This window comes from Streptomyces sp. NPDC048606, from assembly GCF_040650855.1.
In the GTDB taxonomy this organism is placed as follows: Bacteria; Actinomycetota; Actinomycetes; order Streptomycetales; family Streptomycetaceae; genus Streptomyces.
This window is the reverse complement of record NZ_JBEZIB010000026.1, coordinates 88747-114070: the sequence shown is the minus strand read 5'-3', so window position 1 is coordinate 114070 and position 25324 is coordinate 88747. Positions and strand designations below refer to the sequence as shown.

At 74.6% G+C, this 25324-nt stretch carries 24 protein-coding genes; 17 read left to right on the top strand and 7 right to left on the bottom strand.

Features of this window, described 5'->3' with window-relative positions; genetic code table 11:
* The first annotated feature begins 71 nt into the window (after positions 1–71).
* Both AB0D01_RS26320 and AB0D01_RS26315 read left to right on the top strand, forming a co-directional pair.
* Positions 72–773, top strand: a complete 702-nt coding sequence (locus tag AB0D01_RS26320) for a response regulator transcription factor (RefSeq protein ID WP_363059380.1) — start codon at positions 72–74, stop codon at positions 771–773.
* On the top strand, positions 770–2173 hold the full coding sequence (locus tag AB0D01_RS26315) for a HAMP domain-containing sensor histidine kinase (RefSeq protein ID WP_363059378.1): 1404 nt from the start codon (positions 770–772) through the stop codon (positions 2171–2173). The genes AB0D01_RS26320 and AB0D01_RS26315 overlap by 4 nt, the downstream gene beginning before the upstream one ends.
* 97 nt (positions 2174–2270) lie before the next feature.
* Here the strand turns inward: AB0D01_RS26315 and AB0D01_RS26310 are convergent, their stop codons facing one another.
* The gene (locus tag AB0D01_RS26310; protein ID WP_363059376.1) at positions 2271–3869 is read right to left on the bottom strand and encodes an FAD-dependent oxidoreductase; all 1599 of its coding nucleotides are present in this window, start codon (positions 3867–3869) and stop codon (positions 2271–2273) included.
* Between the two features lie 141 nt (positions 3870–4010).
* On the bottom strand, positions 4011–4550 hold the full coding sequence (locus AB0D01_RS26305) for an EF-hand domain-containing protein (RefSeq protein WP_363059374.1): 540 nt from the start codon (positions 4548–4550) through the stop codon (positions 4011–4013).
* A gap of 222 nt (positions 4551–4772) precedes the next feature.
* Between AB0D01_RS26305 and AB0D01_RS26300 the strand changes: the two genes are divergently transcribed.
* From AB0D01_RS26300 to AB0D01_RS26275, 6 genes are all read left to right on the top strand, one after another.
* A complete protein-coding gene (locus tag AB0D01_RS26300) occupies positions 4773–5345 on the top strand; it encodes a dihydrofolate reductase family protein (RefSeq protein ID WP_363059372.1) in 573 nt (190 codons plus the stop codon).
* Between the two features lie 172 nt (positions 5346–5517).
* A complete protein-coding gene (locus tag AB0D01_RS26295; protein ID WP_363059370.1) occupies positions 5518–7491 on the top strand; it encodes a copper resistance protein CopC in 1974 nt (657 codons plus the stop codon).
* 279 nt (positions 7492–7770) lie between these two features.
* Entirely contained in the window at positions 7771–7995 is a 225-nt protein-coding gene (locus tag AB0D01_RS26290) for a CbtB-domain containing protein (protein WP_363059368.1), read from the top strand.
* Between the two features lie 21 nt (positions 7996–8016).
* Positions 8017–8850 carry a CbtA family protein gene (locus tag AB0D01_RS26285; RefSeq protein WP_363059366.1) on the top strand — a complete coding sequence of 278 codons (834 nt, stop codon included), beginning with the start codon at positions 8017–8019 and terminating at the stop codon, positions 8848–8850.
* A gap of 269 nt (positions 8851–9119) precedes the next feature.
* A complete protein-coding gene (locus AB0D01_RS26280; RefSeq protein ID WP_363059364.1) occupies positions 9120–9803 on the top strand; it encodes a hypothetical protein in 684 nt (227 codons plus the stop codon).
* 185 nt (positions 9804–9988) lie between these two features.
* Positions 9989–10657: a thioredoxin domain-containing protein gene (locus AB0D01_RS26275; RefSeq protein ID WP_363059404.1), complete on the top strand. Its 669-nt coding sequence runs from the start codon at positions 9989–9991 to the stop codon at positions 10655–10657.
* A gap of 154 nt (positions 10658–10811) precedes the next feature.
* On the opposite strand, the gene AB0D01_RS26270 is transcribed toward AB0D01_RS26275, so the two are convergent.
* Entirely contained in the window at positions 10812–11648 is an 837-nt protein-coding gene (locus AB0D01_RS26270; protein WP_363059362.1) for a hypothetical protein, read from the bottom strand.
* Positions 11649–11748: 100 nt separating this feature from the next.
* A complete protein-coding gene (locus AB0D01_RS26265; protein WP_363059360.1) occupies positions 11749–12606 on the bottom strand; it encodes an alpha/beta hydrolase in 858 nt (285 codons plus the stop codon).
* A 195-nt stretch (positions 12607–12801) separates the two neighbouring features.
* Between AB0D01_RS26265 and AB0D01_RS26260 the strand changes: the two genes are divergently transcribed.
* From AB0D01_RS26260 to AB0D01_RS26250, 3 genes are all read left to right on the top strand, one after another.
* The gene (locus AB0D01_RS26260; RefSeq protein ID WP_363059358.1) at positions 12802–13344 is read left to right on the top strand and encodes a putative immunity protein; all 543 of its coding nucleotides are present in this window, start codon (positions 12802–12804) and stop codon (positions 13342–13344) included.
* Positions 13345–13542: 198 nt separating this feature from the next.
* The gene (locus AB0D01_RS26255; protein WP_363059356.1) at positions 13543–14340 is read left to right on the top strand and encodes an ABC transporter ATP-binding protein; all 798 of its coding nucleotides are present in this window, start codon (positions 13543–13545) and stop codon (positions 14338–14340) included.
* The gene (locus tag AB0D01_RS26250; protein WP_363059354.1) at positions 14316–15905 is read left to right on the top strand and encodes a transporter; all 1590 of its coding nucleotides are present in this window, start codon (positions 14316–14318) and stop codon (positions 15903–15905) included. Before AB0D01_RS26255 ends, AB0D01_RS26250 begins: the two co-directional genes overlap by 25 nt.
* 83 nt (positions 15906–15988) lie before the next feature.
* Here AB0D01_RS26250 and AB0D01_RS26245 read toward each other — a convergent pair whose 3' ends face one another.
* Complete coding sequence (locus AB0D01_RS26245; RefSeq protein WP_363059352.1) at positions 15989–16309, bottom strand: hypothetical protein; 321 nt, start codon at positions 16307–16309, stop codon at positions 15989–15991.
* A gap of 265 nt (positions 16310–16574) precedes the next feature.
* Between AB0D01_RS26245 and AB0D01_RS26240 the strand changes: the two genes are divergently transcribed.
* Positions 16575–17468: a helix-turn-helix domain-containing protein gene (locus AB0D01_RS26240; RefSeq protein ID WP_363059350.1), complete on the top strand. Its 894-nt coding sequence runs from the start codon at positions 16575–16577 to the stop codon at positions 17466–17468.
* Between the two features lie 103 nt (positions 17469–17571).
* Here the strand turns inward: AB0D01_RS26240 and AB0D01_RS26235 are convergent, their stop codons facing one another.
* Both AB0D01_RS26235 and AB0D01_RS26230 read right to left on the bottom strand, forming a co-directional pair.
* Positions 17572–18669 carry a hypothetical protein gene (locus AB0D01_RS26235; protein WP_363059348.1) on the bottom strand — a complete coding sequence of 366 codons (1098 nt, stop codon included), beginning with the start codon at positions 18667–18669 and terminating at the stop codon, positions 17572–17574.
* A gap of 180 nt (positions 18670–18849) precedes the next feature.
* Positions 18850–19449: a TetR family transcriptional regulator gene (locus tag AB0D01_RS26230; RefSeq protein ID WP_363059346.1), complete on the bottom strand. Its 600-nt coding sequence runs from the start codon at positions 19447–19449 to the stop codon at positions 18850–18852.
* An 88-nt stretch (positions 19450–19537) separates the two neighbouring features.
* On the opposite strand from AB0D01_RS26230, the gene AB0D01_RS26225 reads away from it, so the two are divergent.
* From AB0D01_RS26225 to AB0D01_RS26205, 5 genes are all read left to right on the top strand, one after another.
* Positions 19538–19975 (top strand): nuclear transport factor 2 family protein, encoded by a 438-nt coding sequence (locus tag AB0D01_RS26225; RefSeq protein ID WP_363059344.1) that lies wholly within the window; start codon positions 19538–19540, stop codon positions 19973–19975.
* Positions 19972–20916 (top strand): ergot alkaloid biosynthesis protein, encoded by a 945-nt coding sequence (locus tag AB0D01_RS26220; protein ID WP_363059342.1) that lies wholly within the window; start codon positions 19972–19974, stop codon positions 20914–20916. Before AB0D01_RS26225 ends, AB0D01_RS26220 begins: the two co-directional genes overlap by 4 nt.
* Positions 20917–21190: 274 nt before the next feature.
* Positions 21191–21406, top strand: a complete 216-nt coding sequence (locus AB0D01_RS26215) for a hypothetical protein (protein WP_363059340.1) — start codon at positions 21191–21193, stop codon at positions 21404–21406.
* A 69-nt stretch (positions 21407–21475) separates the two neighbouring features.
* The gene (locus AB0D01_RS26210) at positions 21476–23938 is read left to right on the top strand and encodes a SpoIIE family protein phosphatase (RefSeq protein WP_363059338.1); all 2463 of its coding nucleotides are present in this window, start codon (positions 21476–21478) and stop codon (positions 23936–23938) included.
* On the top strand, positions 23935–25266 hold the full coding sequence (locus tag AB0D01_RS26205; RefSeq protein ID WP_363059336.1) for a diacylglycerol kinase family protein: 1332 nt from the start codon (positions 23935–23937) through the stop codon (positions 25264–25266). The genes AB0D01_RS26210 and AB0D01_RS26205 overlap by 4 nt, the downstream gene beginning before the upstream one ends.
* The last annotated feature ends 58 nt before the right edge of the window (positions 25267–25324 follow it).

Genomic DNA, 25324 nt, shown 5'->3' with positions numbered 1-25324 from the left:
GTCCGAACCCTCGCGGTGCGTCCTAAGAACGTTTTAAGAAGGTTCTTTGTCGGGTTTGGCAGGCTGTGGGCATGAGCTCCGTGGACAGCAGCAGGCAACGCATTCTGGTGGTCGACGACGAACCCGAGGTCCGGGCCGCCGTCGAGGACGGACTGGCCGTCGAGGGCTACGAGGTGCGAGGCGCCGCCGACGGCCTCGCCGCCCTCTCCGAAGTGGCCTCCTGGGAACCCGACGCCGTCGTCCTGGACGTGATGATGCCCGTCCTCGACGGCCTCGGGGTCTGCCGCCGGCTGCGCGCGCTGGGCGACCGCACGCCGATCCTCGTCCTCACCGCCCTGGACTCCGTCAGCGAACGCGTCGACGGACTGGAGGCCGGGGCCGACGACTACCTCGTCAAACCCTTCGCCCTCGACGAGCTGATCGCCCGGGTCCGGGCGCTGCTGCGCCGCAGCGCGCCACCGCCGAAGGACGCCGGCCCGCTCGCCTTCGCCGACCTCCTCCTGGACCCCGAGACCCGCACCGGCCGCCGGGGCGCACGGGCGCTGGAGTTCAGCCGCACCGAGAGCGCCCTGCTGGAGCTGCTGCTGCGCCACCCCGAACAGGTGCTGCCGCGCGAGACGATCCTGGAACTGGTGTGGGGAAGGGACTTCGGCCCCGACTCCAACTCCCTCGCCGTGTACGTGGGCTACCTCCGCCGCAAACTGGAGGCCGCCGGCGAACCCCGCCTGGTGCACACCGTGCACGGGATCGGCTACCGGCTGGCCGCGGCGTGAGCGGGCGCCGCGGACTCGGCGCGCCGTGGCGCCGCCGCCGGCCCCTGCGCACCCGACTGGCACTGGCGGTGACCGCGGCCGTCGCCCTCGTGGCCGTCGCCGTGTGCGCGGGCGCGTTCCTCGTGGTCCGCGCCGCGCTCTACCACCAACTCGACCTCAGCCTCACCCAGTCCGCCCGCCTGGCCGCCCAACGCAACCCGGACTCCGCACCGGGCTCCCTCGCCGGAGAGTGCCGCTTCCTCGCCGCTCCGGCCTGCGCCGAGGTGGTTCCCGCCGACCCCTCCGCCGACCCCGCCCGGCCCGGACTGCTGCCGGTGCGGCCGGCGGCCCGAGAGGTCGCCGCCGGCGAACGCGCCCCGTACTACACGGACATCACGCTCGCCGGACACCCGGCGAGGATGCTGACCACGGACTACGCCGCCGGCCGCGCCCTCCAGGTGGCCCTGCGGGCCGACCCCGTCGAGGACGGCATCGAGCAGGCGTCCCGCCGGCTGGTCCTGGCCGCGGTGGCCGGGGTGCTGCTCGCCGCGGTCCTCGGGTACGGGGTCTCGCGCACCGGCCTCGCACCCGTCACCCGACTCACGGCGACGGCCGAGCGGATCGCCGCCACGCGCGACCCCCGACACCGCATCGAACTGCCCCCGCCGGGACGGCAGGACGAGATCACCCGGCTCGCCGAGAGCTTCAACACCATGCTGGGCGAGCTGGAACAGTCCGTCACCGCCCAGCGGCGCCTGGTCGCCGACGCCTCGCACGAACTGCGCACCCCCCTGACCGCGCTGCGCACCAACGCCGAACTGCTGGCGCGCGCCGACCGGCTCACCCCGGAGCAGCGGCAGCGGGCGTCCGCGGCGCTCGGCCGGCAGCTGCGCGAGGTCACCAACCTGGTGGGCGACCTGATCGAACTGGCCCGTGACGAGGAGCCGCGACAGCTGGTGGAGCGCGTGCGACTGGGCGCCCTCGTGGAGCACTGCGTGGACGCGGCCCGCGAACACTGGCCCGCGGTGGCCTTCCAGCGGAGCGCGCCCGACGGGGACCCGGCGGTGTCGGGCGTGCCGGCGCGGCTGAGCCGGCTGGTCGGCAACCTCCTCGACAACGCGGCCAAGTTCAGCGCGCGGGAGGCGGCCGGCCTGCCCGTGGAGGTGGACCTCCGGGTGCCGGTCCCCGGAGGCGGCCCCGAGCTGACCGTGCGCGACCACGGGCCGGGCATCGACGAGAAGGACCTGCCCCACGTCTTCGACCGCTTCTACCGGGCGGGGGTCGTGCGCGCCCTGCCCGGCTCGGGCCTCGGCCTGGCGATGGCCCGCCAGATCGCCCTCGCCCACGGCGCCGAACTCACCGCCGAGCACGCCCCCGGCGGCGGAGCCCTCTTCCGCCTGACGTTCCCGGCGGGCCCCTGAGCGATCCGGCGCGAGGGGGCCGCTCGCAGGGGGCGAGTGCCCCCGGGTGGGCGTCACCACCGGAGCGATGACGCCCACCCGAGGCGGGCGGCGCCCGTCAGAACGCGCAGGACGTACGGGAGTCCTGGAAACGCTCCGGATGCCGGCGCCGGTACTCGACCAGCGACTGCGCCACCGCGGCGCCCTCGCCGACCGCCGCGCCGACCCGCTTGACGGAGCCCGACCGCACGTCGCCCACGGCGAACACCCCGGGCCGGCTGGTCTCCATCGCCAGCGCGTCCGGGCCGGCGCCGCCGCTCCCGGTCAGGACGTATCCGCGCTCGTCGAGCCGCAGCGCGCCGCCCAGCCACTCGGTGGACGGACGGCCGCCGATCAGCACGTACAGGCAGTGCGCGGGAACGGTCCGCTCGGCGCCCCCGCGCTCGCGCAGCCTCAGCCCCGTCAGCGTGGACTCACCGAGGCACTCGGCGACCTCGGTGCCCAACAGGACCTCCAGGCCGTCGGTGCGCTCGATGCGCCGCACGAGGTAGTGGGACATGGACGCGCCGAGGTCCGTTCCCCGCACCAGCAGGGTCACCGAGCGGGCGTAGCGGGCGAAGTGGAGGGCGGCCTGACCGGCGGAGTTGCCCGCGCCCACCATGTACACGTCCTCCCCGGCGGTCGAGGGGGCGTCCGACAGGCAGGAGCCGTAGTACACGCCGGAGTTGAGGAGCCGCTCGACGCCCGGCGCCGTCAGCCGGTTCCAGTCCACACCGGTGGCGACCACCGCGGCGGCCGCGGTCACCGAGGCCGTCTCCTCGGTACCCGCCTTGACGAACTCGATCCGGTGACCCCCGGAGTCGGTCGGCGTCACCCGGCTCGCCACCCGGGTGGGCTGCCACTCCACGCGGGCCCGCCGGGCCTGCTGGAGGGCGCGCTGCGCCAGGTCGCCGCCCGTGAGCCCCACCGGGAAGCCGAGGTAGTTCTCGATCCGCGAGGTCGACCCCGCCTGGCCGCCGGGCGCGTCGTCCTCGATCACGACCACGCTCATGCCCTCCGCGGCGGCGTACACCGCCGCGGACAGGCCGCCGGGGCCACCGCCGATCACCGCGACGTCGTAGTGGTCCCGCTCGGCCGGGCGGATCAGACCGAGCCGCTCGGCCAGCTCGCTGATCGAGGGGTCCACCAACTCGGTGCCGTCGGACAGCCGTACGGTGACGGGGGCCTCCCGCACGTCCTCCTCGGGCAGCCACCGGAACAGGACCCCGCTGCGGCCCAGGAAGTCGCGCACCGCGTACGCGGCGGGCGAGAAGCGGTTGCCGCGCACCTCGGCGGTGGGCAGGTCCCCCCGGCAGTCGGCGTTCCAGCTGCACAGGGAGTCGTCGAGGGCGCCCCGCAGGTGCTCCGTCGGGTCCTCGTCACCGAGCTCCTCCCCGCGGCGGGCGCCGGGCACGCGGTCGCGGTGCCCGGCCAACGGCAGCCAGCGCACGCCGGGATGGGCGGCGTCGGGTTCGGGGGCCTCGTCGGCGATCACGGCGGCGACCGGCACCTTCCGCTCGGCCAGCGACCTCAGCGCCCTGACCACCTCCGCCGGTCCGCCGACCTGCATCACGCGAAACGACGTCCGGTACCAGCTCTGTACCAGCTCGGCCGTCTCGTGCCGCCTGAGCGGATCGGAGTCGGAAAGAACGATCACCGGCAGTGCGGCATCGGCCATCAAGAGGTCCTCCAGGTACGTGTCGAGGGAGATCGTCCTCCCCTCGCGATCAACGAGCGGGGCCGCGATACGCGTCGGCCCGGCGGGAACCGCCGCGGGCAGGCGGGGGCGGAAAGGGGGCGCACGGCCCCCGCCCCGCTCTCAGAGACGGCCGAAGAACCGGTTCCCGCGCGCCGTGTGCTTCTCGCTCGTGTAGTACTCCTTCATCGCCGAGCCGATCTCCTCCCGGCTCAACAGGCCGTCACCGTCGACGTCCAGCTCGTTGAACGCCTCGTCGAAGGTCTCCCGGGGCAGGCGGAACATGCCGTGGAGCAGGGAGGTGTACTCCTCGCGGGTCAGCATGCCGTCGCCGTCGCGGTCGGCGAGCTCGGTCCAGGCGTTGCTCATGTTCCTGATCCGCTGCCAGATCCGGTTCTGGTCCGAGACGATCCGCGCGCGGAACGCCGCCCGGAACTCCTGCCGGTCGACCTCTCCGTCGTCGTTCCTGTCCATCGCCTGGAAGACGGTGTCCCAGAGGTCCGCGAGCGAGTTCCGCAGTCCGGCCAGGGTGTCCGGGGTGTAGGCGTGCGACTCGGCGAGCCGGTCCGACAGGCCGATGACGTCCGACTTCCGCAGCCGTCCGTCACGGTCCGAGTCGAAGACGTCGAAGGCCCGCTCCAGCTTGATGTCCAGCACGCTCATGACGACATCCCTTCACTGTGGGTGGTGAGTTGATCACGCTCCGAAGCGGGCCCAGGAAACCACAGATCCGGCCGCGCGCGCAGGGAAGGGGCGGCCCGACTGGGCGTTCCGGGTGACGGTCGGCCCGCGCGCCGCGAACCGGAGCGCCGTCCACGGGCCCGTCGGCCCCCGCGGCGGCGGCCGGAGCCGTAGAGTCGGACCTCTCCCCGAGGAGGACTTCCGATGCGCGACGTGACGTACTCGATGGGCGTTTCACTCGACGGCTACATCGTCGGCCCCGACGGCGGCTTCGACTGGACGGGCCCCGATCCGGAGGTGTTCCGCTTCTGGATCGACGAGATCCGCGACGTCGGCGTCCACCTGCTGGGGCGCAAGCTGTACGAGACGATGCTCTACTGGGAGACGGCCGCCGAGGAAGGAACGCTCGACGAGGCCGAACGCGAATGGGTCGCGCTCTGGAACCCGCTCCCGAAGGTGGTGTTCTCGACGACCCTGACCACCGTACGGGGCAACGCGCGCCTGGCATCGGGCGATCCGGCCCGGGAGATCGAGCGCCTGCGGGCCGAACCGGGGGAGGGCGACATCGCGATCGGCGGCGCGCACCTCGCCGCCCAGGCCGCCGCGGCGGGCCTGATCGACGAGTACCGGGCCGTGGTCCACCCCGTGCTGGTCGGCGGTGGGATCCCCTTCTTCCCCCGGGAGGAACGCCGGGTCGACCTCGAACTCGTCGAGACGCGCACCTTCGGCGGGCAGTTCGTCTACCTCCGCCACCGCGTCACCCGCCGCGAATCCTAGGCTCAAGGCTCCTCCGGTCCTCCCATACAGCGAACGCGGGACGAGTCGAACCCTTTTCGCGGTCTTTAGCCGAAGTTGCCAATCGGCCGGTCCCGCCGGCCGACGGCAGTATCGTCCGGATCTCCCGGCGGCGGTGCCGCCGCTCGCGACTGCCGCTTCGGAGACCCTTCCCATGCCCAGTGGATCGCCTCCCGCGAGGAGGTCCTCGACCGTCCTCACCCCGATCGCCGCCCTCCTCGCCCTGTTCGCCGCACTCGCCCTGCTCGTCGGTGGAGCCGGCCCGGCCTCCGCGCACGCCGTCCTCAGCGGCTCCGACCCCGCCGACGGCGCCGTCCTGACGACTGCGCCCCGGCAGGTCACGCTCACCTTCACCGAGTCGGTCGGACTCTTCGACGACTCGCTGAGAGTGCTGTCACCGCGCAACGAGCGCGTCAACCCCCGCCCGGCGCGGCACGCGGACGGCAAGGACGACACCGCGCGGGTGGAACTCTCCGACGACCTGCCCCGGGGCACCTACACCGTGGCGTGGCGCGTCGTCTCCGCCGACGGCCACCCGATCTCCGGCGCGTTCGTCTTCTCCCTCGGCGAGCCGTCCGGGACCGCCGCGCCGGTGGCGACCGGAGCACCGGACGACACCGCGGCCGGGCTCCTCCACGGCGCCGCGCGCCACGTCGCCTACAGCGGTCTGGCCCTGCTCGTCGGCGTGGGCGCGTTCGTCCTCGTGTGCCTGCCCGCGGCGGTCGCGGCCCGCCCGTTGCGCAGGCTCTTCGCGGCAGGCTGGGTGGCACTGGCGGCCTCCACGGTGGCCCTGTTGCTGCTGCGCGGCCCCTACGAGACGGCCGCCCCGCTGCTGTCGGCGTTCGACCCGGCGCAACTGGGCCGGACCGTCACGTCGAGACCCGGGCTGGCGCTGATCGTACGGCTCCTGCTGCTTGCCCTCACCGCCCTGTCGGTCCGGCGGTGGGCCCCGGGCCTCCACGGCCTCGACGCCGCCTCGGCGCGGGAGGCCGGGGCCCGCGTCCGGTCGGCCCGCGTCCGGTCGGTCGCCGCCCTGCTCGCCGTGGGCCTGGCGGGCACGTGGGCCGCGGCGGAACACGCCTCCGCCGGCGTTCAGCCGGCACTGGCGATGCCCGTCGCCGTCCTGCACCTGCTGGCGATGGGGGTCTGGCTGGGCGGCCTGGCGACCCTCCTGCCGTTTCTGCGGCGCGGGGAGCGCGCCGGAGGCGACGTGCCCGCGTCCGCGGTCGCCCGCTTCTCGACGCTGGCCTTCGGCTCCGTCCTCGTCCTGGTCGGCACGGGGGTGTACCAGTCCTGGCGGCAGGTCGGCTCCTGGACGGCGCTGACCACCACCCCGTACGGCAGGACCCTGCTCGTGAAGGTCGCAGTCGTGGCGCTGGTGCTGGGGGTCGCCCGGTACTCCCGCCGCCGGACGGTCCTCCTCGTCCACGCCGCGCCGCCGGGCGCCCGGATGTCGAAGACCCCCGAACCTGCGCGGGTCGCGCAGCCCGTCGGCGTAGGTCCCTCCCCGTCCGGCACGGACCCCGACTCGCCGCCCGCCGGCCCGCCCGGGGAGGAGCCGGGCGACGGGACCGAAGGGGCCGACCGCACCGGGCCCGACGCGCACCGGCCCGACGCGCACCGGCCCGACGCGCACCGGCGCGCCCTGCGCCGCACGGTGACGGCCGAACTCGCCCTCGGCGCGGCCGTCCTGATGGTCACCACGCTCCTCACCGGCACCCAGCCCGGCCGCGCCGCCCACGAGGAGGCCCTCGCGGCCGGCGCCGCCGCCGAACCGCAGCTGAAGGAGGTCACGGTGCCCTTCGACATGGGGACGGCCAACCGCCGGGGCACGGTGCGCCTCACGTTCTCGCCGGGCCGCGTCGGCGAGAACGCGGTGGAAGCCGTCGTCCACACCGCCGACGGCGGCCTCGCCACCGTCCCCGAACTGCGCCTCGCGCTCACCCTGGAAGACGTCGAGATCGGTCCGCTGGACGCGGGACTCCAGAACCGGAAGGGGTACTGGGGCACCTCCGACCTCCGCCTGCCCATGCCGGGGGTGTGGACGTTGGACCTCACGGTGCGCACCACCGACATCGACCAGGTGACGGTGCGGGAGAGCGTGCGCATCGCGGCGGCGACGCGGTAGACGCCCCGGCGGGCCGCCCCTCCCACGTCGCCGAAACCCGGCTGTGACGGTTATCTCAGCAGGTGAGAGCACTTGGCGGGGTGGCATGTGCACGGTACGTTTCGCTGCGACAACAACGACGGCACGACGGAAGCCCGGTGAGATTCCGGCACGGTCGCGCCACTGTATAGCCGCGTCTGACGCCCTCCGGAGCGATCAGGGCCGGTCAGTCAGACCCGAGGGCCGTCGTCCGAGCTCCACCGTATTGGGACGCGCCGTTCCCAGGGAGGTCCTGCCGCCATGGCCCAGTCCACCGTTTCCGCTCCCGTCACCCCCGCCCTCGGGTCCGACGCCCCGCTGCCGGTTCGCGCCGTACTGCCCTGGGCCGTCTTCGTCGGCCTGCTCATGATCATCGCCCTCTACTTCGTCGGCGCCGAGCAGGGCGCCACGGCCCTCTTCGCCGGCGAGGGCGTGCACGAATGGGTGCACGACGGTCGCCACCTGCTCGGTTTCCCCTGCCACTGACCTCGTAGGGACACCGATCTCATGCACGCAGCAACCGTACGCAAGCTCCTCGTCCGCGGCATGATCGCGGGCCTCCTGGCCGGCCTGATGGCCTTCGCCGTCGCCTACGTCCTCGGCGAACCGTCCGTCCGTTCCTCCATCGCGCTGGAGGAGGCCGAGGCGGCCGCCGCACCGGCCGCCGGGCACGGCGGGCACGGCGCCGGCGACGCCGCGGCGGCCCCCGCGGCGGAGGAGGAAGAGGAGGAACTGGTCAGCCGACCGGTCCAGTCGACCTTCGGTCTCGCCACCGGCACGCTCGTCTACGGCGTCGCGCTCGGCGGCATCGCCGCCCTGGCCTTCGGCTTCGCCCTCAACCGGATCGGCCGGTTCAGCCCCCGGGCGACGGCGGCGTTCACCGCCGCCGGGGTCTTCACCACCGTCTACCTGGTGCCGTTCCTGAAGTACCCCGCGACCCCGCCGGCCGTCGGCAACCCCGACACCATCGGCAAGCGCACCACCCTGTTCTTCCTGATGATCCTGCTGAGCGTCCTGCTCGGCCTCGGGGCGGTCGTCGTGGGCCGCCGCCTGGCGCCGCGCCTGGGCAACTGGAACGCCACCGTCGTGGCCGGCCTCGGCTTCGCCGCGGCCGTCACGCTCGCGTTCGTGTTCCTCCCGGACAACGGCGACGCGGTCCGCGAGAGCTTCCCCGCCGCCCTGCTGTGGGAGTTCCGGATGGCCTCCCTCACCGTCCAGGCGGTGATGTGGGTCGCCTTCGGCCTGATCTTCGGGGCGCTCGCGACCCGGGTCCTGGAATCCCGGGCCGCCGCGCCCGAGAGCGGCACGGCGACCGAGCCGGTGGCCACGTCCGCGGTCTGAGCCAAGCGGTGGGGAAGGGGTTCGACGGCCGGCGCCGTCGGACCCCTTCCGCGTTCCCGTGGCCCGCGCGCGCCGGCCCCACCGGACGATCCCGGACCGGGTGCGAGGCCGATCGGGGCCCCGGGATACCCTGCGACGGTTCCTCGGGTGCGGTGCGCGAAGCGCGACGGGGCACGGGGCACGGGGCACCTCATGACCCGTTCCTGACCGCTCCCCTCGCACCCCGACGCCCACGACACCCACGACGCCTCCCGAAAGCGCAGCGCACCGTGCCCGCCACCTCCGCCCGGCCGCCGGCCCCGTCGCCGTCGCGCCCGGTGGTGCCCGGCCTGCGGGCCGCGGTCCTGGCGGCGTTGTGCGTACTGCTGCCGTGGGCCGGGCACCTCCTGGCACAGGGGCACCTGCCGCGTTGGGCGCCGCTGCCGGTCATGGCCGTCCTCGCGGTGCCCGTGATGGTGCCGGCGAGCCGCCGCGAACTCTCCGACACCCGGCTCACGGCCGCGCTCGCCGGCGCCCAACTGGCCTACCACGCCGCGTACGTCCTGCCGGGCGCCTGCGCCGCCGTGGCCGACGCGCGGGAGCCCGCCGGCATCCTCGCACACGTCTCGGCCGCCGGCGTCCCGCCGGAGGTCTTCTTCGCCGGGCACCTGGTCATGCTGGTGCTCGCCGCGCGCGTGCTCGGACCGACCGAACGCCTGGCGCGCTGCGGCAGGCCGGTGCTGGAAGCCCTACGTGCCGCGCTGACGTTCCTCCGGCCGCTTCCGCACCCCGACACCGGGCCGGGGACCACCCTGCGCACCACCGGGACGGACGCGATGCCGCCGTCCGCTCTCGTGGTACGGCTCAACCCGGGCCGGGCACCGCCGAGGTCCGGGCGCACCCCGCTGTGGTGCGCCCTCCTCCCCGCGCCGGGGCCGATGCCCGGCGGGGGCCCCTGCCCCGCGCACCCCTGAAGACGGGTACCGCCACCGGTTCCACGATGGTTCGGACGCGCGGGAACGGCGGGCCGGCGGCGACAGCCCCGTGCCGATCGCCGTGGCGACCCCTGCCCGCGCGCACGCGGACCCGGCGATCCTCCACGCCCGTGACGAGACCGATGGAGTCGACGCGACCCATGGAACCGAAGAAGAACACCCACATGACGAAGTCCCGGAAGAACCTGGCGGCGTTCGCCGCCGTCCTCGCGATACTGGCCGCCGCCTTCGGCACCTTCCTGCTGGTCAAGCCGGAGGATCCGGCCACGGCCGCGCCCCCGGCGCCGGCCGCCGGTGAGGCGCGGGTCGTACGCGACGACAGCCACCGGTTGACCGCACCGACGCGCAGCGAGCTGACCGTGGTGGAGTTCCTCGACTTCGAGTGCGAGGCGTGCGGAGCCGTCCACCCCACCGTCGAGCGGCTGCGCGAGGAGTACGGCGACCGCGTCACCTTCGTCGCCCGCTACTTCCCGATGCCCGGCCACCGCAACAGCCGCACCGCCGCCGTCGCCGTCGAAGCGGCGGCGCGGCAGGGAAGGTTCGAGGACATGTACGAGAAGATGTTCGCGACCCAGAAGGAATGGGGCGAGCTGCGGGACTCGCAGGCCGACGTGTTCCGCGGCTACGCCGGACAGCTCGGGCTCGACCTGGACCGCTACGACGCGGCGGTGCGGGACCCGGCGACCGAGGAACGGGTGAAGGCCGACCAGCGGGACGGCATGGGCCTGAACGTACAGGGCACGCCCACCTTCTTCCTCGACGGCGAGCGGATCCCGACCCCGCGCACCCACGAGGCGTTCAAGGCGCTCATCGACGCGAGGCTCGCCCGCTGACGCGACCGCGCGCGGGCCCGCCCGAGGGCGGGGGACCGACGCCGCGGCGCGCCGCCCCGGGATCCCCCGCCCGCCGGGAGGGGGTCCCGGGAAGCCCGCTCCGGGCCGTCGGGTGATCCGACGGGCGCGGCGCCGCGCGCTCGGGTCGGGCCGTTCAGACGCCGGCCGGGGCGTCCTCGGTGCTCGCGGTCGCCCCGGTTGCCCCGGTCGCTGCGGTCTCCTCGGCCGCCTCCCGTGCCACGGGGACGGCGGCCGGCTCAGGCACGGGCCAGGTGTAGAGCACGACGCCCTGGCGCCGGTCCCTTTCGAGGGCGGCCTTGGCGACGAGCCGTTCGAGGGCGCCGCGCACGACGGGTTCCGAGGTCTCGCGCTCGGGGTGGGCCGCCTGGAACTCGCTGTGGATCTCGCTGACCTTCAGGGGCTGACCGGGCTGCTTGGACAGCAGCTCCGCGAGGAGCCCGCCGAGCGCGGGGGCCGCCGGCTTCGCGACGACGGGCGTCGGCTCGGCGGCCTTCGGCTTGACGGCCTTCGGCGCGGCGGTCTTCGTCTCGACGACCTTCGGCTCGGCGGGTGCCTGCTCGGCGGGTGCCGTCTTCGCGGCGCTCTTCCTCGGCGCCGCGGGCTTCTTGGACGTGGTGCCCTTCCGGGACGCGGAGGCGGTCTTCGCCGGTGCCTTCCTGGCGGAGGGCCTGCGCACCGGGGTCGTGGCGGCCTTGGCCTTCTCCGCCCTCGGTTGCGGCACCGCCGCCTGCCGCTCGACCTCGGCCTCGACCGCGGGGGCCGCCGGGACGACCGCGTCAGCGGCGGACCGTTCCGCCACCGTCGCACGCGGCATGGACTCCAGCGCCTTGACGAGCCACTTCTCGTCCGCCTGGAGCCGGTTCAACTCGGTGACGAGATCTGCCTGCTCGGCCTGATTGGAAGCGAGGTCGGCGGCCAACTGCTCCGCGTACTTGTTCTGGATCGAGATGTTCACCGGCTCGTTGGCCACGACGGTCCACGCTCCTTACGGCGGATGTGTGTTGCTGCCGGATGCTACTCGTCGCAGGCCGGAAGCGGTTGGCGTATCCCCGGTCCGGCCTCGAAAAACATCAGGGAGCGTCGACCGCGCCGTCGGAGTCGTCGATCAGCCACGCGAGCAGCGCGGGGGTGGCGTCGAAGTGACCGGCGTGCCCGGCGTCGTCCTGCCTGACCAGGGTCGCGGTCGGTATCCGCGCGGCGAGCCACTCGCCGTGCGCGGGGGGCACCAGGGTGTCGAGCCCGCCGTGCCACATCCGGGTCGGGACCGTGATGTCCGCGGGGTCGAACCCCCACGCCGTGCCGAAGATGGCGGTGACGTCGTCCACCCAGCCGTCCAGCCCTGGTCGGACCGCCTCGGCGAACGCCGGGCCCATCATCGCGCCGACCTCCGGCCGGGACAGGACCGCCTGTTCGACCTCCGGCAACGGCGGGAACGAGGCCGTCCCGAGGTTGCCCAGGTGTTCCGCGACGGCGGCCCGGCCCCGCAACGCCACGGCGGCGCTGTGGCGGTTCCCCTCGCTCATGTCGGCGGTCCAGTCCAGGCCCGCGGCGTCACGCGGAGCGGGGCTCGCCAGCGTCCCCAGACGTGTCACTCGTTCGGGGTACCGGGCGGCGAAGGCGAGGGCGTGCGGGCCGCCCCCGGACACTCCGAACAGGGCGAAGCGGTGCAGACCGAGCGCGGTGGTCAGGGCGGCCACGTCTTCGGCGGCGTCGACGACGCGACGCCCCGGGTGCGCGGTGGAGCGACCGAAGCCGGGCCGGTCGTAGGTGAAGAGCCGTACGCCGAGCTCGTGGAACAGGGTGTCGTCCGGGTACCGGGCCAACCGGCTCATCGGACTGCCGTGCAGGTAGACGACCGGAGTTCCGGTGGGGTCGCCCCATTCCTCCACGGCCAACGTCCGACCGTCGTCGGTGATCATCTCGCGCATGGCGGCAAAGCTAGCCCCGCCACCGATCGACGGCCAAAGCTTTTCATCCACAGCGCAACACGGCCCCCTCACCGCCTCCCGCCACCGAACACCGGCCGGACGCACCAGGCTTCGCCCACGACGCACGTCCGCCCGCCGCGCACACCACGCGCGGGGCCGCCGCGCACCCCGCCGGCAGAGGTGCAGAATGGCTCCGTGACGGCGACACCCGGTGACTTCGAACTGACCATGGACGAGCTGCGCGTCGTCGCACGCTACGTCGTGGAGAGCGCACAGGAGGTCCTCCCGGTCTTCGAGGCCGGCAACCCCGACGACCCCCGTCCCCGTGCCGCCGTCGACGCGGCCCTCCGGTTCGCGGACGGGGCGCGGCGCACCGCACTCCAGCGCGTCACCTCCCTGGACGCCCACCGCGCGGCGAAGGAGGCGGCCACCGAGGCCGAACGGCTCGCCGCGCGCGCCGCCGGCGACGCCGCCGCGGCGGCCTACCTCCACCCCATCGCCCGGGCCACGCAGGTCGGACACATCCTGCGCGGCGCCGCGTGCGCGGCCCGCGTGGCCGAACTGGTCGCGGGCGACGACCCCGAGGTCGGACTCCGCAGCATCGAGGAAGCCCGCCGCCGCGCGACGCCGACACTCGTCGACGTCCTGAACCGCTACCCCCTCGCCCCCGCCGGCAAGAACCGCACCGCCCACCTCATGACCCTCCTGGACGCCTCCCTGCGCACCCCCGGCGCGTAGCGCCGCCGCCGGTACGGGCGCCCGCCGGACGCACCGCGAACCCCTGACATTCGTCACTTTCCCCTCCGCCCGACCGGCGCGAGTCTGGGAGAGGAAACCGGCGCGACGATGACGCACGGGGACAGCGGACGGCGCGAGCCGTCCCGGCACGACGCCGGCACGCGGCCGGCACACGAGAACATGAGAAGGCAGAGCACCATGCACCGACCCCCCGAAGGGGATTCCGTCCCGGCGGCCGTGGAGGCGCGCCGGCTCCGCAAGGAGTTCGACGGCAAGGTCGCCGTCGACGGAGTCGAACTCACCGTCCCCCGGGGCAGCTTCTACGGTCTGGTCGGCCCCAACGGCGCCGGCAAGACCACCAGCCTGTCGATGATCACCGGCCTGCTCCGGCCCGACGCGGGCACCGTACGCGTCGCCGGGTACGACGTCTGGCAGGACCCCTACGAGGCCAAGCACCGCATCGGCGTCCTGCCCGACGGCCTGCGCCTGTTCGAGCGGCTGTCGGGGCGGGAACTGCTGCGCTACACCGGACGGTTGCGGGAGCTGCCGCCCGCCGACACCGAGGGCCGCGCCGAGGAGCTGCTCGACGTCCTCGGACTCACCGGGGCCGCCGACAGGCTGGTCGTCGACTACTCCACCGGCATGCGCAAGAAGATCGGCCTCGCGGCGGCGCTGCTGCACAACCCGCCCGTCCTCTTCCTCGACGAACCCTTCGAGAGCGTCGACCCCGTGTCGGCCGAGACCATCCGCGAGGTGCTGCGCCAGTACACCGCGACCGGCTCGACGGTCGTCTTCTCCAGCCACGTCATGGAACTCGTGGCCGCGCTGTGCACCCACGTCGCCGTCCTGGCCGAGGGGCGCGTCGTCGCCGACGGCACGCTCGACGCGATACGGGCCGGCCGGAGCCTGAACGAACGGTTCATGGAGTTGGTCGGAGCCCCCGCCGGGAAGCCGAAGGGAGGCACCCTCGCATGGTTGGGGTCTTCGTCGCACTGAAACTCACCCTCCTGCGCAACAGCCTGCGCCGCAGCACCGCCCGCGCCATCGGTTTCGTCACCGTCACGGCCATCGGCCTGGTCGGCGCCTGCTCCGCGGCCGTCGGCCTGGCCCGGACCCAAGGGGACCCGCACGCCGCCGACTTCGCCGTCCTGACCTTCACCGCGCTGGCCGTCGCCTGGGCGGCGCTCCCGCTGTCCTTCGGCGCGGGCGGCGACGAGACCGCCGACCCCACCCGGCTCGCCCTCCTGCCCGTCCGCCCACGCCGGCTGATCGCCGGGGCCACCGCCTCCGCGCTCATCGGCCCCGGCCCGCTGTGCACCCTCGTCGTCGTCACCGGAGCGGTCGTCGGCGCCGCGGAGGGAGCCTTCGACAGCCTGGCCGGCGTCGCTGTCACCGCCCTCGCCGTACCGCTGACCCTGCTGCTGTGCGTGGTCGCCTCCCGAGCCCTCCTCGCGGCCTTCGCACGGGCGCTCACCGGCCGGCGCGGCAAGGACGTGGCCACCCTCGGCGGCCTGCTGACGGCGATCGGAGGCTACGCCGCCTACCTGCTGCTGAGCGCCCTCGGATCGGGCCCCGCCCTGCCGCCCGTCGTCGTACGGGTCCTGCGGTGGACCCCGCCGGGTTGGCCCGCCGACGCCGTCCGCGCCGCCGCCGACGGCCGCACCGCCGTCGCGCTGCTCGAACTGGCCGCCACCGCCGCCCTGATCGCCCTGCTCATGGTGGGGTGGCACCGCTCCCTGGCCCGGCTGATGACCACCGCCGACGCCTCCACGGCCGGAGCGGCCGAGGTCGGCTCCGGCCGGGCGACGGGCCGGCCGGACCGCCTCCTCGCCCGCCTCCTCTCGCGCAGCCGCACCCTGCTCGTCGCCCACCACCAGGCCACCGCCTTCGCCCGGTCGCCCCGCCACCGCATGACGATGATCGCGGCACTGGCGTACGCCCTGCTGTTCCCGGTCGTGATGGTGCCGGTCGGCATGCGCTCCCCGTACGCCGTCGTGGGCGGCGCCTGGGTCTTCGGACTGACCGTCCCCGGGGTGCTGTTCGCCCTCGACGGCTCCGCGATCTGGAGCAACGTCGCCACGCTGCGCACCGTGGCACAGGCCCGCGCCGAACTCGTCGGCCGGTTGCTGCCCCCACTCGTGCTCATCGTGCCCTGGCTCACCCTCGTCGGCGCCGGCATCGCCCTGGCCACCGGGAGCGCCGACCGGCTCGTGCCCGCCCTCGGGGTCGCCTTCGCGCTGCTCGGGGTGACGTGCTCGATGGGCATGGCCATCAGCGTCCACCACCCCTATCCGTACCCCGAGGACCGGTGGAGCGTGAGCGCTCCCGGCCAGAGCGGCGGCTACCACGTGGCGAACCTCTGCTGCGCGGTCCTCAGCGTGGTGGCGATCGCCCCGGTCATCGCGGTGGCGGTGCTCCTGGACGGCTCGGCGCTGTCGTGGCTCTCGCTGCCGCTGGGGACGGCGTACGGCCTGGCGGCCGTCCTGGTCACCCTTGCTTCCATGGGCCGACGGCTGTTCGACCGGGCACCCGAGATCCTCACCACGCTGCGCCTGTCCTGACCGGGCGCCCGGGCGCGCACGGGCGTCGCCCGGCACGGTGCGTGCCGGGCGACGGCGTGCGTGAGCGGGGACGGACGGGGGTGTCAGCAGGGCGCCGTCACGTTCCCGCAGTAGATCCAGCCCCAGCGCGGGGAGTTCAGCTCGTACCAGACGTTCCCCGCGCTGTTGGTCTCGACGTTGTACCACTCCAGGGCCTGCCCGGCGTAGGCCGTGCGCCAGAGCGGCGCGCAGCTCGCGCTGGGGCAGGACCTGACCGGAGCACCGGCCTTGATCGCCTCCGTCCATTCGGCCGCGGCGGCCGGGGCGGGAGCGGTCTCGGGCGCCGCCTGGGCCGGAGCGACGATCCCGCCGGCCAGGAGGGCGGCGCCGACGGTGACTCCCGCGAGAAGGGTGCGCATGCGCATGGTGATGTCTCCATCCGTATCGGTTGACCGGTGAGTGCTTCGCCCGCGGCGCCGGTGACGGCCGCGACGCTTCCGCACGCCGCACGGAAGCGACGTCCGCCCGAACGGCGTCCGCCGCGCGGTGGGGTGGGCCGGCTGCCGGTCCGCGGCCTGTTCTCGCCTTCACCGGCTGCGGTGTAGGCAACAGACTGCGGGAGAGGCCGTCCGGGCGTCTTGTACGAACGCGCACCCCGGGCGGACGCCGCTCACGGGGTGGGGGAGCGCGGTGGAGGGGTTCGAGGAGGGCGCGGCGACGGCCGAACGCCACGCGCGGCCGGCGCCCCACCGGCTGCGGGCGCACGTGGTGAAGTACGTCGGCTACCGGCTGCGCTCGGTGCCGCCGCAGCGCAGGCTCAGCGTGCCGGCGGCGACGGTCACGCTGTTCCTGGGGTGGGGCGAGCCCCTGCGCGTGGTGGGGCCGAGCGAGCGGCAACGGGACGCCGAGGACTGGTGGGCGATGGCGGTCGGCCTGCACTCCCGCGCGATGACCAGTGAGATCTCCGGGACCGCCCATGGCGTGCAGGTGGAGTTCACCCCGCTCGGGGCGTATTGCCTGCTCGGTCTGCCGCTGCGTCACCTCGCGGACAGGGTGGTCCATCCCGACGAGATCATGGGCCGGCGGTGGGTCGTACGACTCACCGAGCGGCTGGCCGCCACCCCGGACTGGGCCGGCCGCTGCGCCCTCCTCGACGAGGCGATCGCCGCGCGCCTCGCCGACGGGCGCAGGCCCTCACCGGTCGTCATGGAGGCGTGGCAGCGCCTGCGCGCGACCGGGGGCCGGGCGAGCATCGGTGAACTGGCCGAAGCGACCGGCCGCAGCCGACGCCGCCTGGAGATCCTCTTCGGTGAACAGATCGGTCTTCCCCCGAAGGTCCTGGCCCGGGTGCTGCGCTTCCAGAACGCCGTCACCCTGCCCCCGGTCCCCGGCCGCTCCCTCGCCGAGACGGCCGCCCTCTGCGGCTACTACGACCAGGCCCATTTCAACCGGGAGTTCCGCGCCCTGACGGGGCTGACGCCCACCCGGTTCGGCAGGCTCTCCGCGACCCTCCCCGAACCCGCCCACGGGCGCCTGACCTCGGTGCTCACGAGCCCGCCCGTGCGCGGACGCCCGGCGCGGTGACACCGTACGGACATGAGGACGGGGTCCGCGCGGGTGAGCGCGGACCCCGTCCTCATGGGGGTTCCACGGGTGCCACGGGTGCCGCCGGGGCTGCCGGGGCGGGTTACGCGGTGGGGCGGCGGCGCTTGCCGGTGCCCGCGATCAGGGCCGCGCCCATGGCGAGGGCCACGCCGGCGCCGCCGAGCGCCCAGCTGGTGGCCGCGTCGGTGCCGGTCTCGGCGAGCTCGCCGCCGGTCTGCGCGCCGGTCCCGCCGCCGTTGCCGGTCCCGCCGGTGGTGGTGTCGTCGATCGGCTTGGCGCCGCCGTTGGGGGTCGGGTCGTTGTCGCCGCCACCCGTGTTGCCGCCGGTGTTGCCGCCCGTGTTCCCACCGTTGCCGCCGCCGGTGTTCCCGCCGGTGGCCGCCTTGGTGATCTTCGACTCGTAGAACGAGGGCTCGGACTCGACGCTCGCCTCCTCGTCCATCGTGCCGCCGGCCGCGATGAACTGGATGTCGCCGGCCGGCGCGCTCTTGGTGAAGCGCAGGCGCAGGTCCAGGGTGAAGGTCTCGTTCGCGTCGACGGACTCGACCTGGAAGAGGCGGCCCGCGACGCCGAACCCGCCGGCCTCGCCGCCCATCGCGTCGGCGAAGGTGCTCGCGGGCACCCACTGGTCGCCGTCGAGGACCTCGACCTGGAGGTGCTTGTCCTTCAGCTTGCCGAACTCGTCCATGACGAGCAGTCCGAAGCCGTAGTCCGAAACGGTGGGGCGGCCGGAGTTGTCGACCTTGAACTTGATCCGCTGCCAGTCGCCGCCCGCCGCGAAGCCGGCCTTCGGCAGGCCGGAGACGGAGACCTTCGGGCCCTCGGCGGCGACGTACTCGTCGTCGAAGTCGTCGTGTTCGTGGCCGTCCGCGATCGGGGCGGGCGGCTGCGGCTTGCCCTTGTTCGACTGCGGGGCCGGCTTCGCGGCCGGCGCCGACGGCTCGGCGGCCGGGGCGGGCGCGGTCGCCGGGGTCTCGGCCACCGGCGGCGTCACGGAGGCCTCGTCGGCCGGAGCCGGGGTCTGGACGGCCGGGGTCTGCGCCGGCGCGGTGTCGTCCTTCGGCGCGGCGTCCGGGACGATCGCGGCGGGCTTCTCGTCGGCCATGGCGGGCGTGGCCATGAGGACCGTCGGGCCGACCACGGCGGCTGCGGCCACGACGGCCATGCGCTTGAGCTTCACGTGCTGTTCCCCTATGTGCGTTCCGGGCCCGAGACCCGACCCCACCCCGACATCAATGTTGTTCGAACATGATCAGGCTAATGGTGGGCAAAGATTCGGCCAACCCATTCAGGTCACAAGTTGACACCGGAGTCTGCGTGGTAAAGGGGCGAGCCGCGGTGCGGTGCGCCGCGCCCGGCCTCATCGCTCGGGGCGCGGATCCACCACCCTCTGCGCGAACCGTGCCAGTTGGGCCCGCAGTCGCTCGCGCGGTACGCCCTCCCGACCCGTCAGGCGCTCGACGAGGTCGGCCCGGGTGGCGGCGAGCAGGGCGTGCGCGGTGAAGTCGGCGTCCGTTGCGTCCGGATCGCGTTCCAGCGTGGAACGCAACAGGCCGTGCCAGTAGTCGTAGTGCCCGGCCCGGTACGGGCTACCGCTCCCGGTCTCCTCCAGGGCCAGTGCGAGGGCGCGGTTGTCGAGCTTGAAGCACAGGAGGGCGTCCAGCAGGGCGGGTACGCGCTCGCGGGGCGGCGCGGTGGGTCCCAGGGGCGCGGGGCCCGCCTCCACGGCCTCGCGGAGCGGTTCGAGCCGGGCCGCGTACAGCGCCCGGAGCAGGCCGGCGCGGTCGCCGAAGGCGCGGAACAGGGTCCCCTTGCCGACCCCGGCGGCAGCCGCGACGTCGGCCATCGTGAGGTCTTCGGGGCTCTCGGAGCCGGCGAAGAGGGCGTCGGCGGCGGCCAGGAGGGCCTCCTGGTTGCGGGCGGCGTCCTTGCGGCTGCGGCGCTCGGGCTGGGTGGGCAAGCGGTACCTCCGATTGAAAAACGGACCGGCGGTCCGTATTGTCGTTGAAGCGGACCCCGGGTCCGTATTCTTGAGAGGGAGGATACCCATGTCCGTACCCGTTTCGACCGCTCCGGCGGAGCTGTACCGCCACGGCCTGCGACTCCTGCTCGCCAAGGACGTGCCCGGCTGGGTCGACCTGTGGGCCGGGGACGGGGTGATGGAGTTCCCGTTCGCCCCGCCGGGATGGCCCCGGCGCCTGGAAGGCCGGGCGGAGATCGCGGCCTACATGGCGCCCTACCCCGACCGCGTCGACCTGCACGACTTCCCCGAGGCCGACCTGCGGATCCACGAGACGGCCGATCCGCGCACCCTCGTGGTCGAGATGCGCGGCGTCGGCAGGCTGCTGGACGGCGACCGCCCCTTCGACATGACGTACATCGCCGTGGTGACCGTCGAGGACGGCCGCTTCACCGCCTACCGCGACTACTGGAACCCCCTCGCCGCCCACGGGATCGACGCCGACTTTTCCGGGAGCGCCCGATGAACGCCACCGGGACCGCGACCACGCTCGTCATCGGCGCCACCGGTACCACCGGCAGCCGGACCTGCGCGCGCCTGGCGGCGGCCGGCCACGCGGTCCGGGCCGCCGCCCGCCGGGTTCCGTCCGCGACCTCGACGGCCTCGGGGGCGATCGGGGCAACCGGGGTGACCGGGGCGGCCGGGGCATCCGGGCCGGGAATCGAGCCGGTCGTCTTCGACTGGTACGACACCGACACCCACGGGCCCGCCCTGCGCGGAGTCGACCGCCTCTACGTGATCCCGCCCGTCGGCGATCCCGACCCCGCCCGGGTCGTCCTGCCCTTCCTGCGCCGGGCCCGGGCGGGCGGCGCACGGCGCGCGGTGCTGCTCAGCGCCTCCTCCATCCCGGAGGGCGGGCCGGCCGCGGGGCAGGTGCACCGGGCCCTGCCGCAGATCTTCGACGAATGGGCGGTGCTGCGGCCGTCCTGGTTCATGCAGAACTTCACCGGCGGCCACCTCCACGCGCGGAGCATCCGCGACGAGGGCGTCATCCGCACCGCCACCGGGACCGGCCGCGTCGGCTTCGTGGACGCCGAGGACATCGCGGCCGTCGCCGCGCGCGCCCTGACCGACGTGCGCGCCCCCGACACGGACCTCGTCCTGACCGGACCCGAGGCCCTCGGCTACGACGACGTCGCCGCCGTCGTCGCGGAGGTCACCGGTCGCCCCGTCGCCCACCGATCCCTCACCCGCGAGGAACTCCGCGTCCGGCTCGCCGCGCTGATGCCGGAAGAGTTCGCCGCGATCCTCGCCGACATGGACCGGGCCATCGCCGACGGGGCCGAGGACCGGGTCACCGATGCGGTCCTGCGCGTCACCGGCCGCCCCGCGCACGACTTCCGCTCCGTGATGCGGCGGGAGTGGGAGCGGGCGAGCAAGGCGGGGGCCGCGGCGACGGACGGCTGACGGCGGAGCCCGACGGATCCGGTCGGGCGGTCCCCCGGGGTGGTGGGCACCTGCACAGTGGGGGAGGGGCAGGTGCCCACCGGGCGGCCGAGGGCCGCTCACCGGCACGGCCGCCGCCTTCCAGCGTAGGCCGCCGCCCCGACCCCTGCCCCACTCCCCGCTTCCACCCGGAGAGCGCGGCGGGCACGCCACCCGTGTCGGCCCGCCTCCGGGGCCGCCGCACGTTCGAGCGCGGCGCGACGGGGTAGACGCCGGGCACGGATCGGAGCGCACCATGAGCGACACCCGGCACACGCAGCACACCCCGCACACCCCCCACACCCGGAACCCCGACCCCGCCGCGCCCCGGCACCGCGGCGACACCGAGAGCCCCTGGAGGGACTTCGCGGACGTGACCCGGCGGATGGAACGCCTCCTGGAGCGTGCGAGCGGTCGCTCCGACCCCGCCGAGGGCGCCGGAGAGCCGACGGCCGGCGGGGGAACCGCGTGACCCACCCCGGCGCGACGTCGGCCCGGTCACAACCGGTCCGACGGGCCCCGCACGTGGCATGCTCGACGCATGGAGGGCGATTTCGTGCTTCCCGACGCCCGTGTCGAGCAGGAGCCCGACGCGGGAGCGTCCCCCGAGGTGCTGGCGTTGGCCAAGGTCGTGTCCCGGCTGCGTGCCGAGGTCGTGGACCTCGAAGGCGTTGCCGCGATGACCGCCGTCCTGGAGCGCGCCAAGGGCGTCCTCATGGCCCGGGAGGGCCTGACACCGGACGCCGCCCACCAACTGTTGGTCCATCGCGCCGCCCGGCACGGCCGCACCCCCCTGGAGGAGTGCTGGATCACCCTGGGCCGGACCGGCAGGGACCCGGCGGGGCCGGCGCCCCGCCCCGCCGTCCCCCGTCCGGCGCCCACCGGGTCGACCGGACCGCCCGGTCCGGCCGGCTCGCCCTTCAGCGCGAGCCGCTACGTCGTCCCCGAAGGGGGCCGCCCGACGGGGCACCGTACGCTCCTCGCCGGTCTCGCCCGCGACCTCGCCGACGCCGGTACTCCGAAGGAGACCGCCCGACTGCTGCGGGCGGTCCTGGGCGAGGCGGCGGGCGTCGACGCGGTGATGATCTACGCCGTGGCCACCGCCGGGAACCTGAAGATGGTCGGCCACGACGGCATCAGCGACGCCATGGCCGAGCAGTGGAGCCACATCCCCCCGCTCAGCGGGGTCGCCGCCATGGAGGCCATCGCGGCCCGGGAGGCCGTGTGGCTCGAAGACCCCGAGTCGGACGCCGCCCGCTACCTCCTGATCGGCGACCCACCCGAACGGTGGCCCTCGCGCGCCTGGCTGCCCGTCCCCGGCGGCGGTGGGGTGACCGCCGTCGTCGGCTTCTTCCGCACCCGGCCGGGCCCCTTCGACGTACGCACCCGCACCCTGCTCCGGCGGGCCGTGCGCCTGTGCGGCGGCCTCCTCAGGGCGGACCGGGGTCCCCGCTGCGATGACCCGCCCGCCACGGACGTCGAGGCCGTCCAGACGGTCTTCGACACCCTGTCCGCCCCGGTCGTCCTGCTGACCCCCCTGCGCTCGCGGACCGGCGAGGTGGAGGACTACCGGATCGACGCGGCCTCGCCCGAGTCGCTGGACGTGGCTGGCCGCCACGGCCGGGACCTGATCGGCCGACGGGTGCTGGAGACCTATCCGACGGTGGCGGGAACCGCCCTGTGGGAGGGGTACCTGGACGCGCTGACGGTGGGGGAACCGTACGAGGGGGAGCCCTTCGTCTACGAGGAGGTGATCGCCGGCGTACCGAGGCGCTCCGTCTACTCGGTCCGCGCGTCCCGGCTGGGCGAGCGCCTGGTGGTGTCCTGGATCCGGCACGACACCACCGACCGCGAGACCCGCCGCCTGGACGACCTGCAACGCCTGGGCAACCTCGGCTGGGCGAGCTGGAACCTCGTCTCCGACACCATCACCTGGTCCGACCAGGTCTACGCCGTCTTCGACCGCGACCCCGCCCTCGGGCCCGTGCGGCTGGAGGAACTCCCCCGGCACCTGCTCCCGGAGGACCTGCCCGCGATGGGCGCGGCCGTCCGGCGGCTGCTGGGCGACGGCACCCCCGTCGACCAGCCCTTCCGCATCGCCACCCGGCACGGGGTGCGCCACCTGCGGATCGTCGCGGAGGCGGGGCGGGACGCGGACGGCGCCACCTTGGAGGTGCACGGCTTCTTCCAGGACCTGACCGAGCTGCGCGGCGCCGAACTCGCCCTGCTGGAGAGCGAACGCGCCAACCTCGTCCAACGCGGGATGCTCAAGGCCGAACAGGCCCTCGCCACCCGCCTCCAGGACACCCTCCTGCCGATCCCCGAACAGTCGGTGGAACTGGCCGGTCTCTGCGTCGACGTGGCCTACCTCCCCGCCGAGAGCGGCCTGAACGTCGGGGGCGACTGGTATTCGGCGATCGAACTCCCCGACAAGAGCGCGCTGTTCGTCGTCGGGGACGTGGCCGGCCACGGTCTGGCGGCCGTGGGCACGATGGCCCAGTTGCGCTTCACCGCCAAGGGCATGAGCATCACCGGCTCCCCGCTGCCCGACGTACTGGAGCGACTCAACACCCTCCTGCTGCACACCGCCGTCGACCACCAGGTCGCCACCGCCACCCTGGTCATGGGCCGCTACGACCCACGGGACCACCGACTGACCTGGGTGCGCGCCGGCCACCTGCCGCCCCTGCTGATCCGCGCGGGCGAGGCGAGCTACCTGCCGCAGCCCGAGGGAACCCTCCTCGGCGCCGCGTACGACTCCACGTACGGGCACCACGTGACCGACCTCCTCCCCGGCGACCACCTGCTCCTCTACACGGACGGCCTCGTGGAGGTCCCGGGCGAGGACATCGACGAGGGGCTCGCGCACCTCGCCGCGACGGCCGCCCGGCTCGTGCGCGAGGGCCGGGGCGGCCCGCTCGCCAAGACTCTGGCGGGACTTCGGCCGGGCAACCGCGACGACATCTGCGTCCTGGAGATCCGCGTGCCCGAGGAGCGCGCATGACGGGCGGGCGGCACGGGCGGGCGGCGGCCCGGCCCCTGGCGCGCCTGGCCGTGCTCGCGGCGATCGGCTCCGTGGTCGTGTTGGTGTTCTCGGTGGGGGAGGGAGGCCTGGCGATCATCGGCGCGGGGCTGCTCGGTCTGGTCCTGTGCGCGGCCGGCACGTGGTGGTTCCTGGCGCACCGGGGCGTGGTGCGCCTGTGCGGGGGCCTGGTCGCGGCCGCCGCGCCCGCCGCGGTCCTGGCCCTCTACGCGCACGACGGGCTGTGGCGGACCGCCCTGCTGTTGGCCCTGTGCTGGGGCGCGGCCCTCGCCTGCGGCAGGGCGGCCCTGCGCCGGGCCCGCCCCCGGAAGCCGAGTCGAGCGGTCGCCGCGCCGGGGCCGCGGCGGGCGTTCCTGGTCATGAACCCGAAGTCGGGAGGCGGGAAGGTCGGCCGGTTCGGACTGGTCGAGCGGGCGAGGGCGTCGGGCGCGGACGTGTTCCTGCTCGACCCGTCGGCCCCGGTCGACGTGGCCGCCCTGGCCCGCGAGGCGGTGGCGCGCGGCGCGGACCTGCTGGGGGTCGCCGGCGGGGACGGCACGCAGGCCCTGGTGGCGGCCGTGGCCGCCGACCACGACCTGCCGTTCCTCGTGATCCCCGCCGGCACCCGCAACCACTTCGCGATGGACCTCGGCCTCGACCGGTCCGATCCGGCGCGCTGCCTCGACGCGCTGACCGACGGCGAGGAACTGCGGATCGACCTCGGAGACGTCGCCGGCCGGCCCTTCGTCAACACCGTGTCCTTCGGCGTCTACGCGGACGTCGTGCAGCGTCCCGAGTACCGCGACGACAAGGCGGGCACCATCTTGACCCTCATGCCCGACCTGCTGATCGGCGAGGGCGTACGGCGGCTGGACGCGCGACTCGACGCCACCGCGCTCTCCTCCCGACAGGCCCTGCTGATCAGCAACAACGCCTACGTGTCTCCCGACGACATCGGCGGCGGTGGGCGCAGGCCCCGGCTGGACGACGGCGAGCTGGGCGTGCTCGCGATCCGGGTCGAGAGCGCCGCCGAGGCCGCGGACCTGGCCGTACGGGGCTCCCGCTCGGCGGCGCTGACGGTCGCGACGGCGCAGCGCGTCGAGGTGACCTCCGACGCGGACGAGATCCCGGTGGCGGTGGACGGCGAGGCGCTGCGGCTGGCCACCCCGGTCGTGTGCACGCTGCGGCGGGGCGCGCTGCGGGTGCGGGTGCCGCGCGAGCGGCCGGGCGTCGCGGATCCGGCGCCGCCCGTGGACTGGCGACGCCTGTTCGGCCTCGCGTTCGGCCGGGAGGGCCGCACCGGCGCCTGAGGAGGCGGGCCCCTTTCCTTCAAAGGGGCTTCAAATCCGGGCAAAGCGGACGTAAAGT

Excerpts from the sequence above, each read along its gene's own strand:
- AB0D01_RS26320 (WP_363059380.1), top strand. The coding sequence starts at position 72 with ATGAGCTCCGTGGACAGCAGCAGGCAACGCATTCTGGTGGTCGACGAC.
- AB0D01_RS26310 (WP_363059376.1), bottom strand. The coding sequence starts at position 3,869 with ATGGCCGATGCCGCACTGCCGGTGATCGTTCTTTCCGACTCCGATCCG.
- AB0D01_RS26305 (WP_363059374.1), bottom strand. The coding sequence starts at position 4,550 with ATGAGCGTGCTGGACATCAAGCTGGAGCGGGCCTTCGACGTCTTCGAC.
- AB0D01_RS26300 (WP_363059372.1), top strand. The coding sequence starts at position 4,773 with ATGCGCGACGTGACGTACTCGATGGGCGTTTCACTCGACGGCTACATC.
- AB0D01_RS26295 (WP_363059370.1), top strand. The coding sequence starts at position 5,518 with ATGCCCAGTGGATCGCCTCCCGCGAGGAGGTCCTCGACCGTCCTCACC.
- AB0D01_RS26290 (WP_363059368.1), top strand. The coding sequence starts at position 7,771 with ATGGCCCAGTCCACCGTTTCCGCTCCCGTCACCCCCGCCCTCGGGTCC.
- AB0D01_RS26285 (WP_363059366.1), top strand. The coding sequence starts at position 8,017 with ATGCACGCAGCAACCGTACGCAAGCTCCTCGTCCGCGGCATGATCGCG.
- AB0D01_RS26275 (WP_363059404.1), top strand. The coding sequence starts at position 9,989 with ATGACGAAGTCCCGGAAGAACCTGGCGGCGTTCGCCGCCGTCCTCGCG.
- AB0D01_RS26265 (WP_363059360.1), bottom strand. The coding sequence starts at position 12,606 with ATGCGCGAGATGATCACCGACGACGGTCGGACGTTGGCCGTGGAGGAA.
- AB0D01_RS26255 (WP_363059356.1), top strand. The coding sequence starts at position 13,543 with ATGCACCGACCCCCCGAAGGGGATTCCGTCCCGGCGGCCGTGGAGGCG.
- AB0D01_RS26250 (WP_363059354.1), top strand. The coding sequence starts at position 14,316 with ATGGTTGGGGTCTTCGTCGCACTGAAACTCACCCTCCTGCGCAACAGC.
- AB0D01_RS26245 (WP_363059352.1), bottom strand. The coding sequence starts at position 16,309 with ATGCGCATGCGCACCCTTCTCGCGGGAGTCACCGTCGGCGCCGCCCTC.
- AB0D01_RS26225 (WP_363059344.1), top strand. The coding sequence starts at position 19,538 with ATGTCCGTACCCGTTTCGACCGCTCCGGCGGAGCTGTACCGCCACGGC.
- AB0D01_RS26220 (WP_363059342.1), top strand. The coding sequence starts at position 19,972 with ATGAACGCCACCGGGACCGCGACCACGCTCGTCATCGGCGCCACCGGT.
- AB0D01_RS26215 (WP_363059340.1), top strand. The coding sequence starts at position 21,191 with ATGAGCGACACCCGGCACACGCAGCACACCCCGCACACCCCCCACACC.
- AB0D01_RS26210 (WP_363059338.1), top strand. The coding sequence starts at position 21,476 with ATGGAGGGCGATTTCGTGCTTCCCGACGCCCGTGTCGAGCAGGAGCCC.
- AB0D01_RS26205 (WP_363059336.1), top strand. The coding sequence starts at position 23,935 with ATGACGGGCGGGCGGCACGGGCGGGCGGCGGCCCGGCCCCTGGCGCGC.